Annotated in this window: 18 protein-coding genes; 14 read left to right on the top strand and 4 right to left on the bottom strand. The window is 59.9% G+C overall.

Going from position 1 to position 22,385, the window contains the following annotated elements:
• Positions 1 to 205: 205 nt before the first annotated feature.
• From G0P99_RS06315 to G0P99_RS06285, 7 genes are all read left to right on the top strand, one after another.
• Positions 206 to 1,318 carry a sugar ABC transporter substrate-binding protein gene (locus tag G0P99_RS06315; RefSeq protein ID WP_164128547.1) on the top strand — a complete coding sequence of 371 codons (1,113 nt, stop codon included), beginning with the start codon at positions 206 to 208 and terminating at the stop codon, positions 1,316 to 1,318.
• Positions 1,319 to 1,413: 95 nt separating this feature from the next.
• Complete coding sequence (locus G0P99_RS06310; RefSeq protein WP_203582997.1) at positions 1,414 to 2,412, top strand: ABC transporter permease; 999 nt, start codon at positions 1,414 to 1,416, stop codon at positions 2,410 to 2,412.
• A 10-nt stretch (positions 2,413 to 2,422) separates the two neighbouring features.
• Entirely contained in the window at positions 2,423 to 3,928 is a 1,506-nt protein-coding gene (locus G0P99_RS06305) for a sugar ABC transporter ATP-binding protein (RefSeq protein ID WP_164128546.1), read from the top strand.
• 11 nt (positions 3,929 to 3,939) lie between these two features.
• The gene (locus G0P99_RS06300) at positions 3,940 to 4,881 is read left to right on the top strand and encodes an ABC transporter permease (protein ID WP_164128545.1); all 942 of its coding nucleotides are present in this window, start codon (positions 3,940 to 3,942) and stop codon (positions 4,879 to 4,881) included.
• A complete protein-coding gene (locus G0P99_RS06295) occupies positions 4,878 to 5,906 on the top strand; it encodes a zinc-binding dehydrogenase (protein WP_164128544.1) in 1,029 nt (342 codons plus the stop codon). The genes G0P99_RS06300 and G0P99_RS06295 overlap by 4 nt, the downstream gene beginning before the upstream one ends.
• Positions 5,907 to 5,963: 57 nt before the next feature.
• Entirely contained in the window at positions 5,964 to 7,466 is a 1,503-nt protein-coding gene (locus G0P99_RS06290; RefSeq protein ID WP_203582996.1) for an aldehyde dehydrogenase family protein, read from the top strand.
• A gap of 11 nt (positions 7,467 to 7,477) precedes the next feature.
• The gene (locus G0P99_RS06285) at positions 7,478 to 9,082 is read left to right on the top strand and encodes a GMC family oxidoreductase (RefSeq protein ID WP_164128543.1); all 1,605 of its coding nucleotides are present in this window, start codon (positions 7,478 to 7,480) and stop codon (positions 9,080 to 9,082) included.
• Between the two features lie 52 nt (positions 9,083 to 9,134).
• On the opposite strand, the gene G0P99_RS06280 is transcribed toward G0P99_RS06285, so the two are convergent.
• Positions 9,135 to 9,953: an aldo/keto reductase gene (locus G0P99_RS06280; RefSeq protein WP_164128542.1), complete on the bottom strand. Its 819-nt coding sequence runs from the start codon at positions 9,951 to 9,953 to the stop codon at positions 9,135 to 9,137.
• A gap of 125 nt (positions 9,954 to 10,078) precedes the next feature.
• Here G0P99_RS06280 and G0P99_RS06275 point away from each other — a divergent pair, with 125 nt between their 5' ends.
• Genes G0P99_RS06275 through G0P99_RS06265 form a run of 3 tightly spaced genes read left to right on the top strand, consistent with a single transcriptional unit; the run spans position 10,079 to position 12,755 of the window.
• Entirely contained in the window at positions 10,079 to 11,659 is a 1,581-nt protein-coding gene (locus tag G0P99_RS06275; protein ID WP_164128541.1) for an acyl CoA:acetate/3-ketoacid CoA transferase, read from the top strand.
• Positions 11,656 to 12,447 (top strand): enoyl-CoA hydratase/isomerase family protein, encoded by a 792-nt coding sequence (locus G0P99_RS06270; protein ID WP_164128540.1) that lies wholly within the window; start codon positions 11,656 to 11,658, stop codon positions 12,445 to 12,447. Before G0P99_RS06275 ends, G0P99_RS06270 begins: the two co-directional genes overlap by 4 nt.
• Positions 12,444 to 12,755 (top strand): Dabb family protein, encoded by a 312-nt coding sequence (locus tag G0P99_RS06265; protein ID WP_164128539.1) that lies wholly within the window; start codon positions 12,444 to 12,446, stop codon positions 12,753 to 12,755. Before G0P99_RS06270 ends, G0P99_RS06265 begins: the two co-directional genes overlap by 4 nt.
• A 92-nt stretch (positions 12,756 to 12,847) precedes the next feature.
• Here the strand turns inward: G0P99_RS06265 and G0P99_RS06260 are convergent, their stop codons facing one another.
• Positions 12,848 to 13,861 carry an aldo/keto reductase gene (locus G0P99_RS06260; RefSeq protein ID WP_164128538.1) on the bottom strand — a complete coding sequence of 338 codons (1,014 nt, stop codon included), beginning with the start codon at positions 13,859 to 13,861 and terminating at the stop codon, positions 12,848 to 12,850.
• A gap of 135 nt (positions 13,862 to 13,996) precedes the next feature.
• Here G0P99_RS06260 and G0P99_RS06255 point away from each other — a divergent pair, with 135 nt between their 5' ends.
• Genes G0P99_RS06255 through G0P99_RS06240 form a run of 4 tightly spaced genes read left to right on the top strand, consistent with a single transcriptional unit; the run spans position 13,997 to position 17,915 of the window.
• Complete coding sequence (locus tag G0P99_RS06255) at positions 13,997 to 15,142, top strand: acyl-CoA dehydrogenase family protein (protein WP_164128537.1); 1,146 nt, start codon at positions 13,997 to 13,999, stop codon at positions 15,140 to 15,142.
• Positions 15,139 to 15,909: a 3-ketoacyl-ACP reductase gene (locus tag G0P99_RS06250; RefSeq protein WP_164128536.1), complete on the top strand. Its 771-nt coding sequence runs from the start codon at positions 15,139 to 15,141 to the stop codon at positions 15,907 to 15,909. The genes G0P99_RS06255 and G0P99_RS06250 overlap by 4 nt, the downstream gene beginning before the upstream one ends.
• 12 nt (positions 15,910 to 15,921) lie before the next feature.
• Positions 15,922 to 17,073 carry a dihydrodipicolinate synthase family protein gene (locus tag G0P99_RS06245; RefSeq protein WP_164128535.1) on the top strand — a complete coding sequence of 384 codons (1,152 nt, stop codon included), beginning with the start codon at positions 15,922 to 15,924 and terminating at the stop codon, positions 17,071 to 17,073.
• Positions 17,073 to 17,915: a sugar phosphate isomerase/epimerase gene (locus G0P99_RS06240; RefSeq protein ID WP_164128534.1), complete on the top strand. Its 843-nt coding sequence runs from the start codon at positions 17,073 to 17,075 to the stop codon at positions 17,913 to 17,915. Before G0P99_RS06245 ends, G0P99_RS06240 begins: the two co-directional genes overlap by 1 nt.
• Positions 17,916 to 17,978: 63 nt before the next feature.
• On the opposite strand, the gene G0P99_RS06235 is transcribed toward G0P99_RS06240, so the two are convergent.
• Entirely contained in the window at positions 17,979 to 21,089 is a 3,111-nt protein-coding gene (locus G0P99_RS06235; protein WP_164128533.1) for an efflux RND transporter permease subunit, read from the bottom strand.
• Positions 21,086 to 22,384, bottom strand: coding sequence for an efflux RND transporter periplasmic adaptor subunit (locus tag G0P99_RS06230; RefSeq protein ID WP_164128532.1), 1,299 nt, complete (start codon positions 22,382 to 22,384; stop codon positions 21,086 to 21,088). Before G0P99_RS06230 ends, G0P99_RS06235 begins: the two co-directional genes overlap by 4 nt.
• Between the last annotated feature and the right edge of the window lies 1 nt (position 22,385).

Here is a 22,385-nt window from a genome sequence, read left to right as displayed (position 1 = left end):
AGTCAAAATCCGGTTCTCATGCAGCACTTTATGCGACGACGTGTCTTTATCATAGGGCTTGACGGAGTGACATGTAAAGAAGTAACTAGTTAGTGCGTTATATGTCTTTTGGCTTGGCGGCGTGGGTCGCAGAGACATGAGGCGTCGACTGTACGCGGCTTGATTGTCACGGTCCCGGCTTCACGCCGACAATGGGAGGAAACCAATGTCTACGTTCATCAAGGACTTCATCGAAAAAGAGAAAATAAGCCGGCGAAACTTTCTGTTCGCCTCCGCCTGCGGTCTTGGCAGCGTTGCCGCCATTGGAGCCTTGGGGCCCGGCATGGCGCGGGCGGCGCTGACCGATCCGACCATCGCCTGGTCTTATCGCAACCGAACCAACCCGTACTGGAACGAAATCGTATCTGGTGGCGAAGCATTCGTGCAAAGCCTTGGGATGACCAAGGACGCACTGACGCATCTGATCAACGAGGGCTCGTCCGAGAAATCGCTGGCTGATGTCAAGGCTGTGCTTGCCAAGACAGGCGGCAACCTGGCGCTGGCCATCGACACCAATGACGCCCCGAACGCGCGCCCCGTCGTCGAGGCCGTAGCCGCAGCCGGTGCCTATGTATCGACGCTGTGGAACAAGACCGACGATCTTCATCCCTGGGATTTCGGCGACAACTATGTCAGCCATATGAGCTGGTCGGATGAAGGCCCGGCGGAACAGACGGCGCGCATTCTTCTGGAGGCGATGGGCGGCAAGGGTGGCGTGGTTCATTTGGGTGGCATCGCCTCCAACAACCCGGCCATTGAACGTCTGAACGGTCTGAAGAACGCGCTCAAGGATTATCCCGACGTCGAGCTTCTGGCGGCCGAGCCAGCAGACTGGGACACCCAGAAAGCCAATCAGGTGATGAGCGCCTTTCTCACCCGCTATGGTGACGAGATCACCGGGGTGCATTGCGCCAACGACACCATCGCTTATGGCGTGCTCGAAGCGTTGCGCGCAGAAGGCATCGAGGACATGCCCATCGTGTCCTACGATGGCAACCCGCAGGCGGTCCAGCTGGTCGCCGAACGCAAGATTCTCGCCACGGTCTTTACCAACCCGCATTGGGGTGGCGGTATCACCGCGGCTCTTGCGTATCACGCGGCCATCGGCAGCTTCAAACCGTCCGAAGAACCGAACGAGCACCGCGAGTTCTATGGCCCGACAATCATGGTCCGGCCGGACGACGCATTGGAATTCAAGGCAAGCTACCTGGACAGCGTGCCGACCTATGACTGGACGGATTTCTGGGGGCCGTCGAACGGACCCATCGTCTACAAGTGATCAGAGGATTGGCCGGCCGGGCCCCACGCCCGGCTGGTTCAGCCAGCCGTTCGTTGCCGGCACGGTGACGCGAGAGCGCTTTGGGAGGAAGCACCTTGGCCACAATACAGACAGCCGACAAAGCGGGCACCTGGGTCGGCATTGGACGTGAAACTCTGGTGAAATGGGCCCCGCTTCTGGTTCTGATCGTGCTCTGCGGCTTCTTCGCGGCGATCGAACCACGGTTTCTGTCGACCCGAAATTTTGCGCGAATCCTGATTGCTGCCTCGCCTGCGCTCATGGTGGCCACCGGCGTAACATTCGTCATTATCATGGGTTCGATCGACCTGTCGATGGAAGGCACCGTGTCCGTATGTGCGGTCTCCTTTGCATTTTGCTTTCTGTGGCTGGGTGGCACCTTGGCCAGTTGGGCCTGGTTGGCATTGCCCTTCGCGATGCTCGTCGGCGCGGCTCTCGGCTTTGTCAACGGGCTGATCCACGTCAAGCTCAAGATCCCGTCTTTCATGGCGTCGCTGGCGATGGGTTTTGTCGGCACGGGGCTGGCCATGGTGATGACTGGCGGCGATCGAATTCGTATCGAGGACGAGTTGTTCCGGTCCCTTCTTACCGAGCGCGTTCTCGGATTCCCTCTGATGGTCTATGTGGCTGGGGTCTTTCTGTTGATCGCCTGGTTCATTCAGACTCGCACCACGCTGGGACGTAATTTCTATGCGGTTGGTGGTGGCGAGGACCTGGCCATCGCATCGGGCCTGAACGTGAGCCGGGTCCGCGTTCTGGGATATACGGTTGCGGGCGTTTTCTTTGCCGTTGGCGCGCTGCTGGCCGTGGGTCGCATCGGGATCGCGGAAACCGCAACCGGCAACGACTTCATGTTCCTGTCCGTCACAGCGGTGGTTGTTGGTGGCACTGCCTTGTGGGGCGGTATCGGCGGGGTTTGGAATACCTTGGTGGGCGTGTTGATCGTCTTTGTCATCGGCAATGGAATGGTGGTGATCGGGCTGCCCGGTTACGTTCAGGACGGGGTGCTGGGCATTCTCGTGATCCTCGCCGTCATCCTGTCGACCGACCGCAAATCCATCAGCTTTGTGAAATAGGGGCAGAGCGATGTACCAGCTGAACAAGGTCGACAAGAAGTTCCCGGGCGTTCACGCACTCAAGGCCGTGGATTTCAAGATCGGACGCGGCGAGATCGTTGGACTCGTCGGGGAAAACGGCGCGGGCAAGTCCACTTTGATGAAGGTAATCTACGGCGCCTACCAGCCTGATAGCGGCACCGTGACAATCGACGGCAAGGCCGTTCGTTTCCAGAACCCGCGCCAGGCAATGGATCACGGCATCGGGATGGTTTTCCAAGAGCAGTCCCTGATTACAAACCTGACGGTGATGGAGAACATCTTTCTGGGGTTCGAGCAGCAATTTGTCCGGTTTGGCGTGATCAACTGGACAGCCATGGCAAAGGCGGCCCGGCACCAGTTGCGAAAAGTGAAACTGGATATCGATCCTTCTACAGTGACATCGAAACTGTCCTTTGCACAGCGCCAGCTTGTGGAGCTGGCCAAGGTGCTGACCCTGGAAGAACGCATCGACGGCGATCTGGTGATCCTGCTGGACGAGCCGACGTCGGTCCTGGCCAAGGAAGAGGTTGAACTTCTCTTCTCGCTGGTGCGCGAATTGACCAGTCGGGCGTCGTTCATCTTCGTCTCGCATCGCATGGACGAGGTACTGGAACTGTCTGACCGGATTTATGTGATGAAGGATGGTGAAGTTGTCGATGTCGTAGAGCATGGCCAGGCAAACATCGACGCGATCCAGCACAAGATGGTGGGACGCGAAGTCGACAAGCAATACTATCGCGAACAGAAGCAACACCCCTATGACAGCGGCAAAACGCTGGTCCGGTTCGACCGCGTGAGCGTTGCCGGAAAATACCGCGACGTCTCATTCGATCTGCACCCGGGAGAGGTGTTGTGCCTTGTTGGCACAGAAGGGTCCGGGCGCGAAGCCGTTTTACGGACGATTTTTGGCCTGGAAAGGCCAAGCACCGGGGCGGTCGCGATCAAGGGAAATCCCTTTCATCGCGCCACTGCACAAGAAGCGGTCGCGCGAGGCGTCGGTTATGTGCCGCGCGAACGTAAGGTCGAAGGCATCGTCAATGGCATGAACGTCTATGAGAACATGACACTCAGCCAGATGGGCAAATATGCGTCGCACGGGGTCTTGCGCATCCGCGAGGAAAAGGCCCTGGCCGAAAACTGGATCAAGCGTCTCTCGATCAAGACCCCGGATGTCTACAAGGATTGCGGAGGATTGTCCGGCGGCAACCAGCAAAAGGTTGTTCTGGCCAAGTGGCGGTCAGGCGGGTCTGACATCTTCCTGCTCGATCACCCGACACGCGGGCTGGATATCGGAGCCAAGGAAGATGTCTACGACATGATCCGCGAGATGTGCGACGACGGCGCGGGTATCGTCCTGGTCGCCGACACTTTGGAAGAAGCCATTGGACTCAGCCACACGATCCTCGTTCTCAAAGATGGCGAAATACAGAAACGATTTGACGGGTCTCCGGGCGGCAAACCCTCTCCCTTTGACCTTGTTCATCACATGATCTGAGGAAATCGGATATGTCGATCGAAAATCTGAAACCGTATTTTCCCTGGATCACCTTGGCGGTGCTGGTGCTGCTGGTCGGGGCGCTCAACCCCTCCTTTTTGAACCCGGCAAGCCTTGTGCAACTGGTGGCGGATATCGTGCCGCTTTTCATCATGGCCTTGGGAATGACATTCGCGATCTACATCGGGGGCATCGACCTGTCGATGCAGCAGGTCGCCAATCTGGTCACTGTGGTCGCTACGGTTTACCTGGTGCAATACGGGATCTTTGTTGCGTTTCTGTGCATTGGTGCCGGTTTTGTGATCGGGGCCGCTTCGGGTTGGATCACGACCCGCCAGTTTGTGCCGTCTTTTGTAGCGACCCTCGCCATGGGGTTCATCGCGCTGTCCGGTGCCCGGTTCCTGTCGGGCGAGCGGGCGCTTTCGATGAACGCCGACGCTCGTGATGCGAGTTTCGGTTGGATGTTCGGAAACACCGTTGGCATTCCCCATGAGTTGGTCATTGCGGGACTGTTGCTTGCCCTTGCGTGGTTCCTGCAATCCCGAACCACATTCGGCCGCGCGCTCAAGGCGGTCGGATCTGGCGAATTGGCGGCGGTGGCCTCGGGCTTGAAAGTGGACCAGATCAAGATCCTGGCCTTTGCGCTTTCAGGCACCTTTGCCGCGATTGCCGGATTGATGTTCTCGGTCAAACTGTCCGGGGGCGACGCCAACCTAGCCAACGGTTTCCTGATCCTTGCCATTGTGGCGGTGCTTGTTGGCGGCACCCCTCTGACCGGAGGGGTCGGTGGGGTCATCAACACGCTGGTGGGCACGCTCATTGTTGTCGTGATCCGCTCGGCGATGGTTTATCTCGAAGTCGACGCGACAATGCAGCAGATGATCTTTGGCGTCATCCTGATTGTCGCCATCGCCATGACGATCGACCGCTCAAAGATGCGGATCGTGAAATGATGCGCGCCGCTATTCTAGTGAAACCAGGACGGTTCGAGGTGGAAGAGCGCCCCATTCCGCAGCCCGGTCAAGGCGAGGTATTGATCAAGATTGCGCAAGTCGGGGTTTGCGGAACGGACCTGCATATTTTCAACGGTCACTACGCGGCAGACAGCCTTCCATTGATCCCAGGCCACGAGTTTACCGGAACAATCGCGGCGGTGGCGTCCGGCGTGACGGGTTTTCAGCTGGGTGGCAAGGCCGTGGTCGACATGAACGTCGGCTGTGGTCACTGTTTCTGGTGCCGCCGAAACGAGGTTCTCAATTGCCCGGATATGCGGCAGATGGGAATCACGATGGACGGCGCCTTTGCTGAATATATCGTGGTGCCAGCACGGCTTGTAATCCCTGCGCCTGACGCCATCCCGTTCGAGGTTCTGGTCCTGACCGAACCGCTGGCCTGTGTCGTGCGGGCGGCGCGCAAGGCACGGGTCACCTTTGGACAATCTGTTGTGGTCATCGGTGCCGGACCGGTCGGGAACCTGCATGTGCAATTGTTGCGGACCATCGGCGCCGCGCCGATTATCGTCGCCGATCTGTCCGAGGACCGTGTCGCCATGGCCCTCGAATGCGGTGCCGACATCGGCGTGACCGATCCCGCCCAGCTGCACCAAACCGTCATGGATGCAACTGAAGGCCGCGGTGCCGATATCGTTATCGAAAGCGTAGGGAACCCCACGCTGTACAAGACTGCATTGCGGTTGATGCGCAAGGGCGGACATCTGGCCGCCTTTGGTCTGACAGGGGTAGACGAGAGGCTGGCGTTGCCGATCCTGGAGACGATCCTGCATGAGAACTCCGTCAAGGGATCAGTCGCCGGAATGGGACAAGACATGCATGACGCGCTGACCCTGCTTGTACATGGCCGTATCCGAACCAAGCCATTCACCCGTGCCACGTATCCGCTGACCGATATTCAGGCGGCCTTTGAAACGATCTCGGATCGCCCGAAAGATCTAAAAACGCAAATCGTTATGGCGACCTGACGCATGAGACCAGCGCTAATGTCCGTGCAGGACCAATCGGCCAAAGGAGAGAGCGAAATGGACAAAAGCAGCACACGACTGTCATTGCCGACAAACCCGCGCGAATTCGGGTTCTTTGTCGACGGCGCCTATGTTCCAGCCGGCTCGCGCGAGGTCTTCAGCCGGAACTCTCCGGGCCATGATGTCCCTGTGACGCGCATTCCTAAATGCACGGAGGAAGATCTGGACATGGCGGTGGACTCCGCCCGAGCGGCTTTTGACGACCGGCGCTGGTCTGGTCTGAACGGGCAGGCGCGGGCGGCCGTGTTGTTGCGCGCCGGGGCGTTGATCCGCGAACGCGCCAAGGAAATTGCGTATTTTGAGACGCTGGAGAACGGCAAGCCGATTTCCCAGGCACGGGCTGAAGTGGCGGGTTGTGCGGACATGTTTGAATATGCCAGCGGCCTGGCCCGATCCTTGCACGGCGACAGTTTCAACAACCTGGGCGACGGGATGCTCGGTCTTGTCACGCGCGAGCCGGTGGGTGTGGTGGGCATCATCACGCCATGGAATTTCCCTTTCCTGATCCTGTGCGAACGGGTTCCCTATATCCTTGCATCCGGCTGCACGATCGTCGCGAAGCCATCCGAGGTTACCAGTGCCACCACGCTGATCCTGGCCGAGATCCTGACCGAGGCCGGTCTGCCACACGGTTGCATGAACGTGGTCACCGGATCGGGGTCCACCATCGGTCAGGCGCTAATCGAACATCCGCGAGTTGACATGCTGTCGTTCACCGGCTCCACTGCCGTGGGGCGCCGTGTCGTCGAGGCCGCCGGGCGCAGCAACTTCAAGAAACTGGGGCTGGAACTGGGGGGCAAGAACCCCCAGATTGTGTTTGCCGATGCGGATCTGGAAGATGCTGCCGACGGCGTGGCCTTTGGGATCGGGTTTAACACCGGACAATGCTGCGTGTCGGGATCAAGGCTGATCGTGGAGCGCACAGTCGCGGAAAAGTTCTCACAAATGGTGCGGGACAAGTTCGCCAAGGTCGTCGTGGGCGATCCGCTGGACGAGGCCACGCAAATCGGGGCGATCACCACCGATGCGCAGAACCGCACGATCATGGCCTACATCGAAAAGGGGAGAACCGAAGGCGCCCGGCTGATCTGTGGGGGCGAACAGATGGATTTTGGGCGCGGCCGATACATCGCGCCAACCTTGTTTGCCGACGTCACTGCCGAGATGTCGATCGCGCGGGAAGAGATTTTCGGGCCGGTTCTGACGATCATGCCGTTCGACACGGTGGACGAGGCCATCAAGATTGCAAATGACACCGAATACGGGTTGGCGGCATCGGTCTGGACCAAGAACATTGACAAGGCGCTGATGGTAACGCGGCGGGTACAGGCCGGTCGTTTCTGGGTCAATACGACACTTGCGGGCGGACCGGAATTGCCGCTTGGTGGGTTCAAACAATCCGGCTGGGGCCGCGAGGCGGGCATGTACGGCGTCGAAGAATACACCCAGATTAAGTCAGTTCATATCGAGATCGGCAAACGTACACCTTGGATCGCGTAAAGGGGGGCATCATGGCCGACGGATACGATTACATTATTGTCGGAGGCGGGTCATCGGGTTGTGTTCTGGCCAACCGCCTGACCGAGGACAGTTCCTGTCGCGTGCTTCTGTTAGAGGCGGGGGGCAAGGATTGGCATCCCCTGATCCACATGCCTGTCGGTTTTGCAAAGATGACGACTGGCCCGCACACCTGGGGGCTGGTGACTGCGCCACAAAAACACGCGAACAACCGGGAAATCCCCTATGCCCAGGCACGGGTGATCGGCGGCGGCTCTTCGATCAATGCCGAGGTTTTCACACGCGGCAACCCGGCCGACTATGACCGGTGGGCGCGGGACGAGGGGTGTGACGGGTGGTCCTTCCCCGAGATCCAGAAGTATTTCCTGCGCTCCGAGGGTAACACCTTTTTGGCTGGTGACTGGCACGGCACCGATGGTGAACTAGGCGTATCCAACGTACCGGAACCGCAACCTATGACTCGGGCATTCGTGCAGGCCTGCCAGCAACGCGGCATTCCCCATAACCCGGATTTCAACGGTCCCGTGCAACAGGGTGCAGGAGTTTATCAAACCACGACACGGAACGGTAAACGTTGTTCCGCAGCGGTGGGATATCTGCGACCGGCATCGGCACGGCCCAACTTGACGGTCAGGACCGGCTGTCTGGTGCATCGGGTGGTGATTGAAAAGGGCCGCGCCATCGGCGTTGATTTTTCCGATAAATCGGGGCGCCTCTCCGCCCGGGCCAGCACAGAAGTGTTGATCACCTCGGGTGCGATCGGAACGCCTAAGCTGATGATGCTGTCCGGGTTGGGTCCCGCTGATCATCTGCGCGAACATTCCATTCAGGTCGTCCAGGATCTGCCCGGCGTTGGTGAGAACCTGAACGATCATTTCGGTATCGACATCGTTGCGGAACTGACCGGACACCATAGCCTCGACAAGTATAACAAGCTGCATTGGATGGTTTGGGCGGGGGCTCAGTACTACCTGTTTGGCAGCGGGCCGGTGACGTCAAATGTCGTCGAAGGCGGCGCATTCTGGTATGCTGACCGGGATCAGGCAATCCCCGACCTGCAATTTCACTTCCTCGCCGGTGCCGGGGCCGAAGCCGGTGTGCCAAGCGTGCCGAAAGGCTCGTCAGGGATCACGCTGAACAGCTATACACTGCGTCCCAAGGCCCGGGGTACGGTCAAGCTGCGTTCTGCGGACCCCGCGGCGCTGCCGATCGTCGACCCCAACTTCCTGGGCCACCCCGATGACCTGAAAACTTCCGTCGAAGGGGTCAAGATCAGCCGCGAGATCTTTGAACAGGCCGCTCTGCAAAAGCGCATTCGCAAGATCCGTTTTCCGGATGAGAACGTAAGAACTCAGGCCGACTACGAAGCTTATGCCCGCCAATACGGGCGCACATCCTATCACCCGACCTGCACCTGCAAAATGGGAGCGGATAGTGACCCGATGGCTGTGGTGGACTCGCAGCTAAGGGTACGTGGGATAGACGGTTTGCGGATCTGCGACAGCTCGGTCATGCCCAGCCTTGTAGGTTCGAACACCAACGCCCCCACAATCATGATCGGTGAAAAGGCGGCTGACCTGGTGCGCGGCAACCGCTGACACTCCTCCTCCCTGTCAGCACTGGGGCGGCGCGTGTGCCGCCCCTTCTTTGTCAGTCAAAGTCAGGGGCGTAGGGCACAAGATCCCTCCCGACGATCCGATATCCGGTCTTTGTCATCCCTTCGATGCGGTCCATGTCGATGGAGGACAATGTGAAATCCATCACGTCGAAATTGGCCTGGATGTTTGCCGGCTTGGTCGACATTGTGTTGATGCTGACGCCTTTTTGAAGGATCCAGCGCAAGACGACCTGCGCGGCAGTCTTGCCATACGTGACGCCAATTTCGTCAAAGATCGCGTGTTTGAACACCTCGCCACGTGCGACGGAACAATAGGAGGCCAGCGGAATACCGGTTTCGTTCGCTGCCGCCAAAAGCTTATCCTGGTCAAGCAAGGGGTGAAACTCGACCTGGTTTGTTACAATCGGGGCTTCGACGATGGACTTGGCGTCACGCATCATCTGGGCTGTGTAGTTGGAAACCCCGATGTGTTTGGCCAGCCCTTGATCATGCGCTTTCTGTAATAGCTCAAGCGACAGTTTGATATCGCCGCCTGGTGTCGGCCAGTGCAGCAGCAGCACATCAGCCTGTTCGACCTGAAGCTTGCGAAGACTCTCCTCCACGGAAGGAAGAAACTTCTCCTCGCTGAAATTGGCAATGTCCACCTTGGTCGTGATGCACAGCTCTTCGCGCGGTAATCCCGTGGATTTGAGTGCCGCTCCGGTCTCGGCTTCGTTTTCGTACATTTGTGCGGTGTCGAACGCGCGATAGCCAACCTTGGCGGCGGCATGGATGGCATCGTGCAGGTCGCGGCCTTTCAAGGGAAAGGTTCCGAAACTGCGCTGATAGGTTTTTTCGAAATAGATTGTCACCGAGTGCTCTCCCTGTAGTGTGCCGAAGCCTTCGCAAACAATCTAGCGGAAACATCGGTCTTGATTGAAACGGAACTTGTCTGCATATTACAAATAACCAGTTAGTTACAAAGAGGCAACCGGAGATGTCCAAGATCGCAACCCCAGAGGAGGCTGTTCGCCACATCAAGGACGATTGCATCATCGCCGTGAACGCGTCCAGTGGCCTGTGTTGCCCGGATGCGGTCCTGGCAGCCTTGGGTGCACGTTTTCAGGCCGAAGGGTCTCCGCGCAACCTGACATCGATTCACCCGATTGCGGCGGGCGATATGTTCGGCACGCCAGGCGTCGACCATATCGCCAGACCGGGTTTGCTGACAAAGATCATTGGCGGGTCCTACCCTTCGGGGCCGACAACGGCCGAGCCTCCTAAGATCTGGCAGATGATTGCGGCGGGGCAGGTGAAAGCCTATAACGTTCCGTCCGGGATCGTGTTCGACATCCTGCGCGAAGGCGCGGCACGGCGGCCCGGCGTGTTGACGAAGGTCGGCTTGAAGACCTTTGTCGACCCGGATCTGGAAGCCTGCGCCATGAACGACGCGGCCCGCAAGGATCCGATCGTGTTCCATCGCGACTTCGAAGGCGAAGACTGGTTGTTCTTTCCTGCGATTCGACCCGATGTCGCCGTTATCCGGGCCACAACAGCGGATGAGCGCGGCAACCTGAGCTTCGAGCACGAAGGCGCGTATCTGGGAGCGATGGAAATGGCATTGGCGGCGCGGAATGCCGGTGGCCTGGTGATTGCGCAGGTCAAGCGTGTAGCGCAAAACGGATCAATCCGCCCGCATGACGTTCGCGTTCCGGGGATACTCGTTGATTTTGTCGTAGAAGCGCCGGAGCAACTCCAGACAACCGCCACACAGTACGATCCCGCGATTTCAGGCGAGTTGATCCGGCCGCTGTACACGTTCAGGAATGCCGAGTTCAATGTGGGCAAGGTCATCGCCCGCCGGGTCGCACAGGAAATGCGGGTCGGCTGGGCTGTCAACATCGGCTTTGGCATCTCTGCCAATGTACCGCGCATTCTTGTCGAAGAGGGTCTGCATGGCGCTGTGACCTGGATGATTGAGCAGGGCGCGGTTGGCGGTGTGCCGCTGTTGGATTTCAAATTCGGCTGCGCGGCCAATGCCGAAGCCTTTGTCGCGTCTCCGCATCAATTCACGTATTTCCAGGCTGGTGGGTTCGACGCATCCCTGTTGTCTTTCCTGGAAGTCGGCCGCGATGGCTCGGTCAATGTCTCCCGGCTGCGTGGCGTGCCGCACCGGACGGCGGGTGCCGGGGGGTTCGTGGACATCACGGCACGGGCGCGAAAGATCGTTTTCTCGGGAAACTTCAATGCAGGTGCCAAGATGCGGATTGAAGATGGCCGATTGGTCATCGAAGCCGAAGGCAAAGTTGCAAAGTTCGTCGACGAGGTCGATCAGGTGTCGTTCTCGGGGACGCGGGCGCTGGAGCTGGGCCAGGATGTCACCTATGTGACTGAACGCTGTGTGATCCGGCTGCTGGAGGGAGAGCTGGTCGTGACCGAGATCGCCCCTGGGCTGGAACTTCGGAAGGATGTGCTGGACCAGGCGGCGGCCCCGTTGAAAGTTTCTGACAACCTGAAGACCATGGATGCTCGATTGTTCAAGCCGGATGCAATGCGGCTTGAGCTGGCAGACTCATGACACAAGACGGCGCGTTCTCTCTCGACGTCCAGGATCGCGTCGGTGTCTTGCGGATCCAACGGGAAACCAAGCGCAATGCGTTTGACGCGGAAATGATGGACCGGCTCGGGGGTTTGTGCCACGAGATCGAGCGCCGCGATGACATCGACGTACTGATCCTGACGGGCACGGGCACTTCTTTTTGCGCGGGAGGTGACATAGCGGCTTGGAGCGATCAGACACCCTTGACCTTTGCCCGCCACTGGGTCCGCGATGGCCACGACAGTCTTGATCGCCTCGCCCGTCTGCGGCAACCGGTTATTGCCGCGATCAATGGCCACGCTTTTGGCGGCGGGTTAGAGCTGGCAGCCTGTGCTGACTACCGGATGGCTGAAGAGCAAGTGAAATTCGGGCAACCCGAGGCCGGATTGGGGATTATCGCGGGCTGGTCCGGGACCCAACGGGCGGTCCGCCGGTTTGGCCAGCAGGCCGTGCGCCGCATGGCCTTGTTTGGCGAAATCCTGACCGCCGAAAGCGCGCTGGCAATGGGGGTGGTAGACAAGGTCGTAGGCCCAGGCGAAGCGCTGAACGCCGCAAAGGACGTCGCTAAGGCCGTGCTCCAACGCAGCCCCCTGGCCACGGAGTTGACAAAGATGTTGCTCAACGCCGCCGAAGGCGAAGAGCGCGAACGCGTGCTGGAATCCTTTGCAGGACACATCGCGGCGGCCAGTACCGACCTGCGTGAAGGGGTCGCCGCGTTCCAGGAAAGGCGCCCGCCTGATTTCACCAGAAAAGGGAAAGACCAATGATCCGACACCTCGTTCATCTACGGTTCCGCGAAGGTATCAGCGCAGGCCAAAAAGACGCCCTCTATCAGCGGCTTGCCGGTCTCGCTTTGCGGATCGACGGTATCCAGGGATTTGACCATCGTGCCAACATTTCGGTTGAAGAACCCTTGGTGCGTGGGTTCCTGGACATGTTCTGGTTTGATTTTCGAGATGCCAAAGTGCGTGATGCCTATCTGGTCGATCAAGAGCATCAGACCATCGGAGCCGATATCGTCGCCTGTCTTGAAGGCGGCGCTGACGGTGTCTTTGTCTGCGACATAGAGTTGTGAAGGCGATTGCCACCCGGTGCGATCCAGATTCTATCACGTTCCCAACATGAGGATCGGCCAAGCCATAGCGGCTTGGCCCCGGTTAAGGAGGCTCAAGGTGTTGGGGCGTCTTCGCGAAGTAACCCCTTGGCTTTCAGATCCGTCCAGAACTGATCCGGTATCGGGTGGCTGAACCAATGCAGGTTTTGCTGCAACTGCTCAACCGTCCGGGTCCCGGCCATGAACGTCGGGACAGCCGGGTGCGCCACCACAAATTGCAGCGCGGCCGCCGGTAGCGGCACGTCGTGTTCTGCGCAGACTGCCTCAATCCTTCGGACTTTGGTCATGATGTCATCCGGGGCAGGGGCATAGTTGTATTTTGCGCCCTCTTTCGCCCCTGTGGCGAGGATTCCCGAATTGAACCCGCCACCCACGACCACGGCCGCACCACGTTCTTCACAAAGCGGCAGAAACTCATTCAGCGCGTCCTGTTCCATCAGAGTGTAGCGTCCGGCCAGCAGGAAACAGTCGAAGTCACGCTGTTGCAGGGCCGCGTGGCATACTTCCCATTCATTCACTCCGACACCGATGGCCTTGACCACTCCCTGATCGCGTAGGTCGGACAAAGCTTTCCAAGCGCCATCCATGGCCTGTTTGAAGACCTCGGGCTGATCAGCGCCACGTGTGAAAACGTCAATATCGTGGATGAAACAGATGTCCATCCGCTCGATGTTCAGCCGCTGAAGGCTGTCCTCAAAGCTGCGCATCGTGCCATCATAGCTATAGTCGAAATGCATCGTGAAGCGACCGGCATTGGTCCAGGGGGCATAGTCGATATCCGCCTTGCGCGCGGGCTTGAGTATGCGCCCCACCTTTGACGAAAGCACGAAATCGTCACGGTTTTTCCAGCGCAACGAGTGGCCGGCGCGCAATTCGGACAGGCCATGCCCATACATGGGCGCCGTATCGAAGTAGCGAACGCCCTGTGCCCAGGCCTCTTGGATCATTGCGTCAGACGTCGCTTCGTCAATCTCGCGAAAAATATTGCCGATCGGCGCCGTGCCGAAGCCGAAGGGGGTCACCTCCAGATCGACGCGCCCGAATTTAACCTTGATGTCAGGCTGCATGCCTCTCCTCCCCTCCAAGTAACCATACGGTTATATATAGCGCACACTCCGCTACACAAATCAACCCATGTGCGCACCTTGACCCCAGCTGGTTTTCAGCTTAAAAGTAACTATCCAGTTACTGCGAGAGGCCACATGTTTCTGACTGAAACCCATCAACAGGCACGTGAAATGGCAAGGCAGTTCGCCGAAGATGTCATTCGTCCAGTTGCCGAGGAACTTGATCGCGACGAACGTTTCCCTCGAGAGATATACGACCAGATGGGTGAATTGGGTCTGTTTGGTATTGGCGTCCCCGAAGACATGGGCGGCCCTGGGTTTGATACGATGACCTATGCGCTTGTCATGGAGGAGCTGTCACGCGGCTATGCCAGTGTCGCCGATCAGTGTGGATTGGTCGAACTGCTTTCAACCCTGCTGGTGAAGCACGGCACAGACACTCAGCGTAAACAATGGCTTTCGGCCCTTATGACGGCCAGGCTTCGGGGCGCTTATTGCATTACCGAAACAGAGGCCGGAACTGACGTTTCCGGCATCAGAACCGCGGCCAAAAGGGACGGGGACGGCTGGGTGCTCAATGGCGGCAAAATCTGGATTCATAACGCCCCTGTTGCGGATGTCGGCTTCGTTCTGGCTCGTACCGACCCAGACGCCGGGCATCGCGGCATGTCGATCTTTGTCGTCGACCTGCATGCCGAGGGCGTGTCGCGCGGCCCCAAGGAACACAAGATGGGTCAACGGGCCAGTCAGGTCGGAGCGCTCAACTTCGACGATGTGCGCCTGCCAGCGGAAGCCTTGTTGGGACAAGAGGGGCGCGGTTTTCACATGATGATGAGCGTGCTCGACAAGGGGCGCGTGGGCATCGGCGCATTGGCGGTGGGGATAGGGCAGGCCGGATTGGAAGCGGCTGTCGACTATGCCCAGCAGCGCAAACAGTTCAAGAAACCGATCTCGGAGTTTCAGGGCGTTCAATGGCTGTTGGCCGATATTGCCAAAGATGTTGAGGCCGCACGTCTTCTTGTCTGGAACGCCGCCGAAAAAATCGACACCGGCGCAGATGCCACAAAGTATTGTTCCATGGCGAAGTGTTTTGCAGGGGACATGGCCGTTGCCCGCACGGCGGACGCTGTGCAGGTCTTTGGCGGCTCGGGCTATATCCGGGGGTTTGAGGTCGAACGACTTTACCGCGATGCCAAGATCACGCAGATCTATGAAGGCACCAACCAGATTCAGCGCATGATCATCGCACGGGAATTGTTTGCGAAAGGTGCAATGGCATGAGCGGGCAGGTTGCGCTTGTTACGGGTTCGAGCCGGGGTATCGGGTTGGCCGCCGCCTTGGCCCTGGCACGCGAAGGCTTCGCCATCGCCATCAATGGACCCGCGGAGGATGCCGAATTGAAAGCGGCACTGGAAACCGTACAGCGTGTCGGCGCGCGCGCGGTAGCGGCAGCTTTTGATGTGACCGACCTAGCCTCTCATGATCGCAAGCTTGGAGAGATCGAGCGGGCCTTGGGACCCTTGACGACATTGGTCAACAACGCCGGTGTGGGCGTGATGCAAAGAGGTGATCCCCTTGAGGTTTCCGAGGACAGTTATGATCGCTGCCTCGCCGTTAACGCAAAGGCGATGTTCTTTCTGACCCAGACCTTTGCGCGACGTCTTTTGGCACGCGATCGGGATGCTTCGTTGGTCTACAGCGTCGTCAATGTCACCTCATCCAATGCGGTCGCCGTTGCCGAGCCACGGTCGGAATACTGCGTGTCAAAGGCAGCTGCCGCCATGGCTTCCAAAGCTTGGGCAGTGCGATTGGGTCGCGAAAACATCGCGGTTTATGATGTGCAGCCGGGATTGATCGCCACCGAAATGACCGCACCCGTAATCGCGCAATACGAAGAACGCGCCCAGGCGGGTCTGACATTGATCCCGCGTGTCGGGCAAGCGGAAGAAATGGGGGCCATCATTGCCACTCTTGCTTCTGGGAAACTCCCTTACACAACCGGACAAGCGATTTCGGCGGACGCCGGGATGCTTGTTCCACGTTACTGAAGGACGCTTGCCATGAAAGTTGCCTTGCCCGATGACACTGGAAAACTGACCGACTACACGCTTGTTGGACAGCCTCTGCCCGAGGCGCGGCTGTCGGCAAACCCTGCCCGTGTCGTGTATTCGGCTGCGCATGTGGTGGCCGATCCGTTCACGGCCAATGACCCGTCGGGACCAGCAAACGTCGATTGGGATGCGACGATGCGCTTTCGTCATCATCTTCACGGGTTGGGTCTGGGCATTGCCGAGGCAATGGACACCGCTCAGCGTGGCATGGGTTTGGACTGGGGCGGCGCGCTGGAGCTCATCCGCCGCACCCGTTCCGAACTGCCCGATGCTCTGGTCGCCAACGGCTGTGGCACCGATCACCTGGACCCATCCAAAGCGCGCGGCATTGATGATGTCAAACGCGCCTATATGGAGCAGCTGGCCGCCATTCAGGCGCTGGATGCTCGGGTCATCCTGATGGCCAGCCGCGCCATGGCGCGTGTCGCGTCTGGGCCTGACGACTACATCGCGCTTTACGGCGAGCTGCTGGCCACCTGCGACCGTCCTGCAATCCTGCATTGGCTGGGCGAAATGTTCGACCCCGCTCTGGCCGGGTATTGGGGCAGCAGCCACTTTGACAGCGCGTTGGAAACTGTCGTTGCGATCATCGAGGCCAATGCCGACAAGATCGATGGCATCAAGATCTCTCTGCTCGACAAGAATAAGGAAATCGTTCTGCGCCGCCGCCTGCCAGACGGCGTTCGCATGTATACCGGCGATGACTTCAATTACCCCGAACTCATCGAAGGAGACGATCAGGGATTTTCCCACGCGCTTTTGGGGATATTCGATCCGCTGGCGCCGGCCGCCGCGCACGCGGTGGGCCGGTTGGAGCAGGGGGATGTCGCAGGTTTCCGCGCCACGCTTGATCCGACTGTGCCTTTGGCACGGCTCATTTTCCGGGCGCCTACTCAATACTACAAAACGGGCGTGGTCTTTCTGGCCTGGTTGAACGGCCACCAGGACCATTTCGTCATGCTGGGCGGCGCGCAGGCTATGCGCCCGCTGCCCTACTTCACCGAAGTTTTCCGCCTGGCGGACGGCTGTGGCCTGCTGCGAGATCCGGAGATCGCGGTCATGCGAATGAAACGGCTGCTGGCCATGCATGGCATCGCCTGATGCGCGACTTTTCACAGGATCATTCGGCGCTTGCCCTGAACACCGCAACCCTTGGACATAACCTGGACGGGTATGGGGCAGGCTGGTCGCCGGAACGGGTCATCGACGCCTGTGCCGCGCGTGGCTATGGTGGAATCGTATTCTGGCGCCGCGAGATCGGGACACGTGCGTTCGAAATCGGTGAGCGTGTGCGTGCGGCCGGAATGCAGGTGGCGGGCCTCTGTCGCACGCCCTATCTCACCGGCCGCGAGGCTGGCAACGACGAAGAGATCCAGGCCTCGATCGAGATGGCATCCGCGCTTGGCGCGTCGGTTCTGACAATTGTAACTGGAGGGACGGAGACGGGCACTCTAGGTTTGAAGGAAAGCCGGAAACGGCTGACAGACCGCGTTGCACGGCATGCGGAGTATGCGAGGCAAAGCAACGTGAAGCTGGCCTTGGAACCTCTCAACCCGATGTTCGGCGGAAACCGGACATGTCTGTTTACCGTGCGAGATGCGCTGGAAATATGTACAGACATTGATGCGCCGAACGTTGGAATAGCGGTCGACGTCTATCATGTCTGGTGGGACCGGACCTTGCCCGAAACGTTGCAGGATGCGCAGGGCCGGGTATTTGGCTATCACCTTTGTGATTGGCTGGAGGACACTTCTCATATGCTCCTCGACCGTGGAATGATGGGCGATGGAGTGGCCGACCTAAAGGCAATCCGCCGGGGTGTTGAGGATGCCGGGTATGACGGCCTGTGCGAGGTCGAAATCTTTTCTGCCGCCACCTGGTGGAAGCGACCCCCCGAAGAGGTTCTTGACGTCGCCGTCGAACGGTTTCGGACCGTTTGCTGAACAAAAGCCTTTCAGTTTGCACCGGTATCGCCAAGTCTGATCAGACGACCGTCCTTCACCCATCTACCTCTTTTCTAACGCACCAGGATTGGGGTGGTCGGTGGGTCCATTCCTGCGGAAATCTTCAAGAGCGGCGTAAAACGCCGGCAAGATGATGATAATCAGGAGGGTCGCCGCCAACAGACCAAAGACCAGGGAAATCACCAGTGGTTTCAGGGTCTGCGCCTGCGTCGAGGTCTCAAGCAACAATGGCGCCATGCCGATTATCGTTGTGGACACAGAAACGAAGATCGGGCGAAAGCGGCTGCGCACGGCGTCTCCGGCCGCAATCACCGCTGATTTTCCCTCGGCTTGACGTGTCTTGATGACACCGACCAGAAGGATTGCATTATTGACGACGATCCCTGCCAGCGATGCCGCGCCGACAAGAGAGGGCATCGAGATGTTGTAACCCATCAGAACATGGCCCCAGATCACGCCCAGAAATGCCAGCGGGATCGTCAGCATGACGATCACCGGCTCGACATAGCTGCGGAACTGAAAGCTCAGCACCACGTAGACGCCGACAAGGCCGATGAGGAAACCGCGCAGGATCGAGGCAACGGTCTCGGCGGAATTCGCCGCCTGTCCGCCGATGTCAAAGCCAAGTCCGGGCATCGTTTGTGCAAGCTCAGGAAGGAAGCTGCGCGAAAGTTGGGCAGTGATCGCATCCGCGTTGCCAATCCGCCCGTCAACATCCGCAGATACCGTCAGGGTTCTGATACCATTGCGCCGCGTCAGGCTGCCCCAGCCGCGCGACTCTGTAATCAACGCGACGGTCGACAACGGAGCGGTTCCGCCGTCGGGAAGCGCGATGTCGAACGATGTCAGATCACCACGTGTTGCGCGATCGGACCCCGCCAGCAGGACCTCGACCTCCCAGGCGTCGTCGCCCCGCCGAAGCTCGGAGAGTTGGGTGCCGATGAAGGCGGCGCGCAACTGTCCCGCGACATCGGTGGCTGTAAGACCCAGAGACTCGGCGCCCGGTGCCAGCGCAAGGCGCAGCTCGGGCGCGCCCGGCCGGAGGTCAACGATGGCGTTGCGCACGCCGGCATAGGTTTCAAGTTCGGCAAGTGTCGCGCGTCCGGCTGCCTCAAGAACGTCCAGTTCGGTATGGGTCAGCCGCAATTCGACGGCGATCCCCTGTGGTCCGATGCCCGGTTCGGTCAGAACCAGCGACGTGACACCGGCCAATGGCCCGATTTCCTCGCGCCAGAGTGTGACGATCTCGTCCAACGTGCTGGTCCGGGTTTCCGCGCCCAGCAGGTCCACGGCAACGGTCGCGACATGCGCGCCCGTTTCACCTGCCGACAGGTTTCGGCCCATCCGGGTGATACGGCGCGTGACCAGGGACTGGCCGCCGGGTTGGGCGGGCGTCAGCCGTGAATTCACCCGGTCGATTGCGGCTTCGACCTGTTCGACGGCCTCGGTCGTTCGGGCCAGCGTCGTACCGCCGGGCAGGATCAGGCGTGCCTCTAGCACATCGCCGTCGATCTCCGGCAGGGCCTCGCGCTTGATGATCCCGCCACCAACGGCGCCGACGGTCAGCACCAGGGCGCCAATCGACAGTCCCACCACAAACCAGCGTGCCTTTATCGCCAGGTCGGCCAGACGGCCGACGCCGCGGTCGCGCAAGGCTTCGAAACCACGATCAAACCGGAGGCGGAACTTTGACGGAGCCTGTCCTTTCAGACTGCCTTTCAGGTGGTGCGGCAGGATCAGGAAAGCCTCGACCAGCGACGCGGCGAGCGCCGCCAGCAGGACGACGGGCAGTACTTCCAGAACGGCGCCCAACTCGCCAGCCAGAAACGCCAGCGGCAGAAAAACGCAGAGCGTTGTCAGGAACGAGGACACGACGCCGGGCGCGACACGGGCAACCCCTGCGACCACGTTTTCAAGCGTCGCACCGTTGGCCGTTTCGACGGCAATCGCCTCGGCAATGACGATGGAATCGTCCATGACGATCCCGATCGCCATCAACAGCGCGACAAGCGTGATCATGTTCAGGCTCAGACCGGACAGGCCCATCCACAGGAACGCGCCCGCAAAGGCAACCGGCAGCCCCATTGCCGCCCAGATGGCAAAGCCCGGCCGGAAGAAGAGGCTCATGACCGCCACGACCAGAACCAGCCCCATCACCCCGTTCTGAACCAGCATCGCCAAACGATCGCGGATGATAGATGTGACATCCTGAACGACTTCGACCTTCAGACTATTGGGAAGACGTGCCGTTTCTTCGGCCGCCAGTTCCGTGATTGCGTCAAGAACCCTGAGCGCATCGGCGTCCAGCGATTTGGCAACATCGATCAAGATCGCTGGGGACCCATTCAGATAGATACGGTCGGAGGTGGGTTCGAAGGTTTCCTCGATCTCCGCGACATCCCCGAGTGTCAGCGTCGCACCGTTTTCCAGCGCGAGGACAGGGATGCGGGCCAGCTCTGGCAGTTTCTCACGCTCGGCGGTGAATCTCACGGTCAGGTCAATGCCCGGCCCTTCAAGTGTTCCGACCGGCAAATCGACGTTCTGGGCGGCCAACGCGCTGGCCAGACTGGCGGGCGTCAGACCATGTGCCTCCAGAACATCGGCCAGCGCGCTGACGCGAATGGTTCGGGTTCCCAGCCCGGACCGGGTCACGCGGGCAACACCGGCCAAGGCTGTCAGTCGATCTGAAAGCGTTTCGGCGTAGAGATCGAGCTCGGTCAACGGCAAGTCGCCCGATACGGCGATCGACGTCACGGGATCCGAGCGATGCAACTCGCGCACGATAGCCGGATCGGCACGGTCGGGGAAACTGTCGATTGCCGCAACTTCGGTGCGCAGCATGTTCACGAAACGGATCGGGTCGTTGCCGGGCGCCATCGTGGCAACGGCGCGCGCGCGGCCGGTTTGGGCGGTGCAGGTGAAGGTTTCAAGCCCCTCGACCCCCTGCACCCCATCCCAGAGCGGCGCGCAGATGCCGCTCTCGACATCTTCGGCCGCGGCACCCCGGTAGGGAACGGTCACTTCCGCTTCGACCGCGCGAAAATCGGGGAAGGTCTCGCGCAGCAGGCCCGGCACGGCAAAACTGCCGGCCGCCAGGAACAGCAAGAGGAGCAGGTTGGCCGCTGTCGGATGCCCCGCGAACCAGCGGATCATAGCGTGATCTCGACAGGTGCCAGCGCAAGACCGGGGATCGCCGGCGCGATGGTATCGATCACGACCCGGTCGCCAGCGATCAACCCATCAAAGATGACGACACGCCCATCCTGTGCGAACCCCGGTGTGACCTGTCTCAGTTCCAACCGGTTCTCGGCATCGGCAACCAGCACGATCCCGCCGTGCAGCGCCGCTTCTGGCACGGTGATGACATCTGACAAGGACGCGCCGGTCAACACGAGCCGGACCTGCATGTTTGGCACAAGCGGGAGCCGGTATGGCGGATCCGCGCCCTGGTAAGGATCGGTGATCGTAACAACCACCGCGACGGTTCGAGCGCGGGGATCGAGCGCGCCTTCGATCCGTGACACTTGCCCTGACCAGGTTTGGCCGGGATCGGCGATTGGGCTGACGATCACGCCAATCGCATCCGCCAGCCCCGTTCGCAACGTGTCCTGCATCGAGTGGCCTTCGGGCAAACGGGGGATCAAACGGCGAAACTCGTCAATGGGAAGATGCGCGACAACTTCGACCGCATTCAAACCATCCCCGCGAATGACAACTTGGCCGGGGGTCACGGGCTGAAACAGCTCTACCGGTATTTGGGTCACGCGAAGATCGAAGGGTGTGATCAGTTTTGTCCGCTCGAGCGACCGGCGCGCCCGGTCGATTGCGGCTTGCGTCCGGGCGATCTGTGCATCCAGCCTCAGTTCCCGCGACGGGACAAGCGCCAGGGAATTTTCAAGCTCGGACACGGTCCGCCTGGCAAGCAGGGTGGCGCGTTCGCTCTCGTCGGCACGTGTCTGCGGCACGGATCCTTGCAACACGAGTTTTTCGGTTCGCCGGAGATCTGCTTCGGACAGAGCGAGTCGTTTCTGTTCCAGTTCGAGGATACGCCCGGTATTGGCGGCCTCGATCCCGATTTGTCTGCGCTCGGCCTGCAAGGCCGCAAGGTCGGCTTCGGCCTGCCTGAGTGACAGTTCGTAATCCGAGGGGTCAATTCGGAGAACCTCGGTTTCCGCAGAGATTATGCGCCCCTGTTCCAGGTCAGGGTGGCGCCAGATGACCTCTCCCTGAACCTCGGCAACCGCGACCCAGGTGTCGGCCGCGCGCAGGTTTCCCCAGACCGACGCGGCAGGCCGGATAGTCTGCGGCGTGACCGTTTCGATGCGAACCGAAAGCGCGGGCGCGTCACTGTCCGTTTTTGCGGGCCCGGGTGCGCCGGCGATCAACCAGGCCGCCGCGGCAATCCCGAGGACGATGGGCGGCAGGGCGAGCAAGGGGCCGACGCGCATG

The organism is Ruegeria sp. PrR005, assembly GCF_010500245.1.
Lineage (GTDB): Bacteria > Pseudomonadota > Alphaproteobacteria > Rhodobacterales > Rhodobacteraceae > Ruegeria_B > Ruegeria_B marisflavi.
Note: the sequence above shows the minus strand (reverse complement) of the source record. Positions and strands in the feature narration are given on the sequence as shown.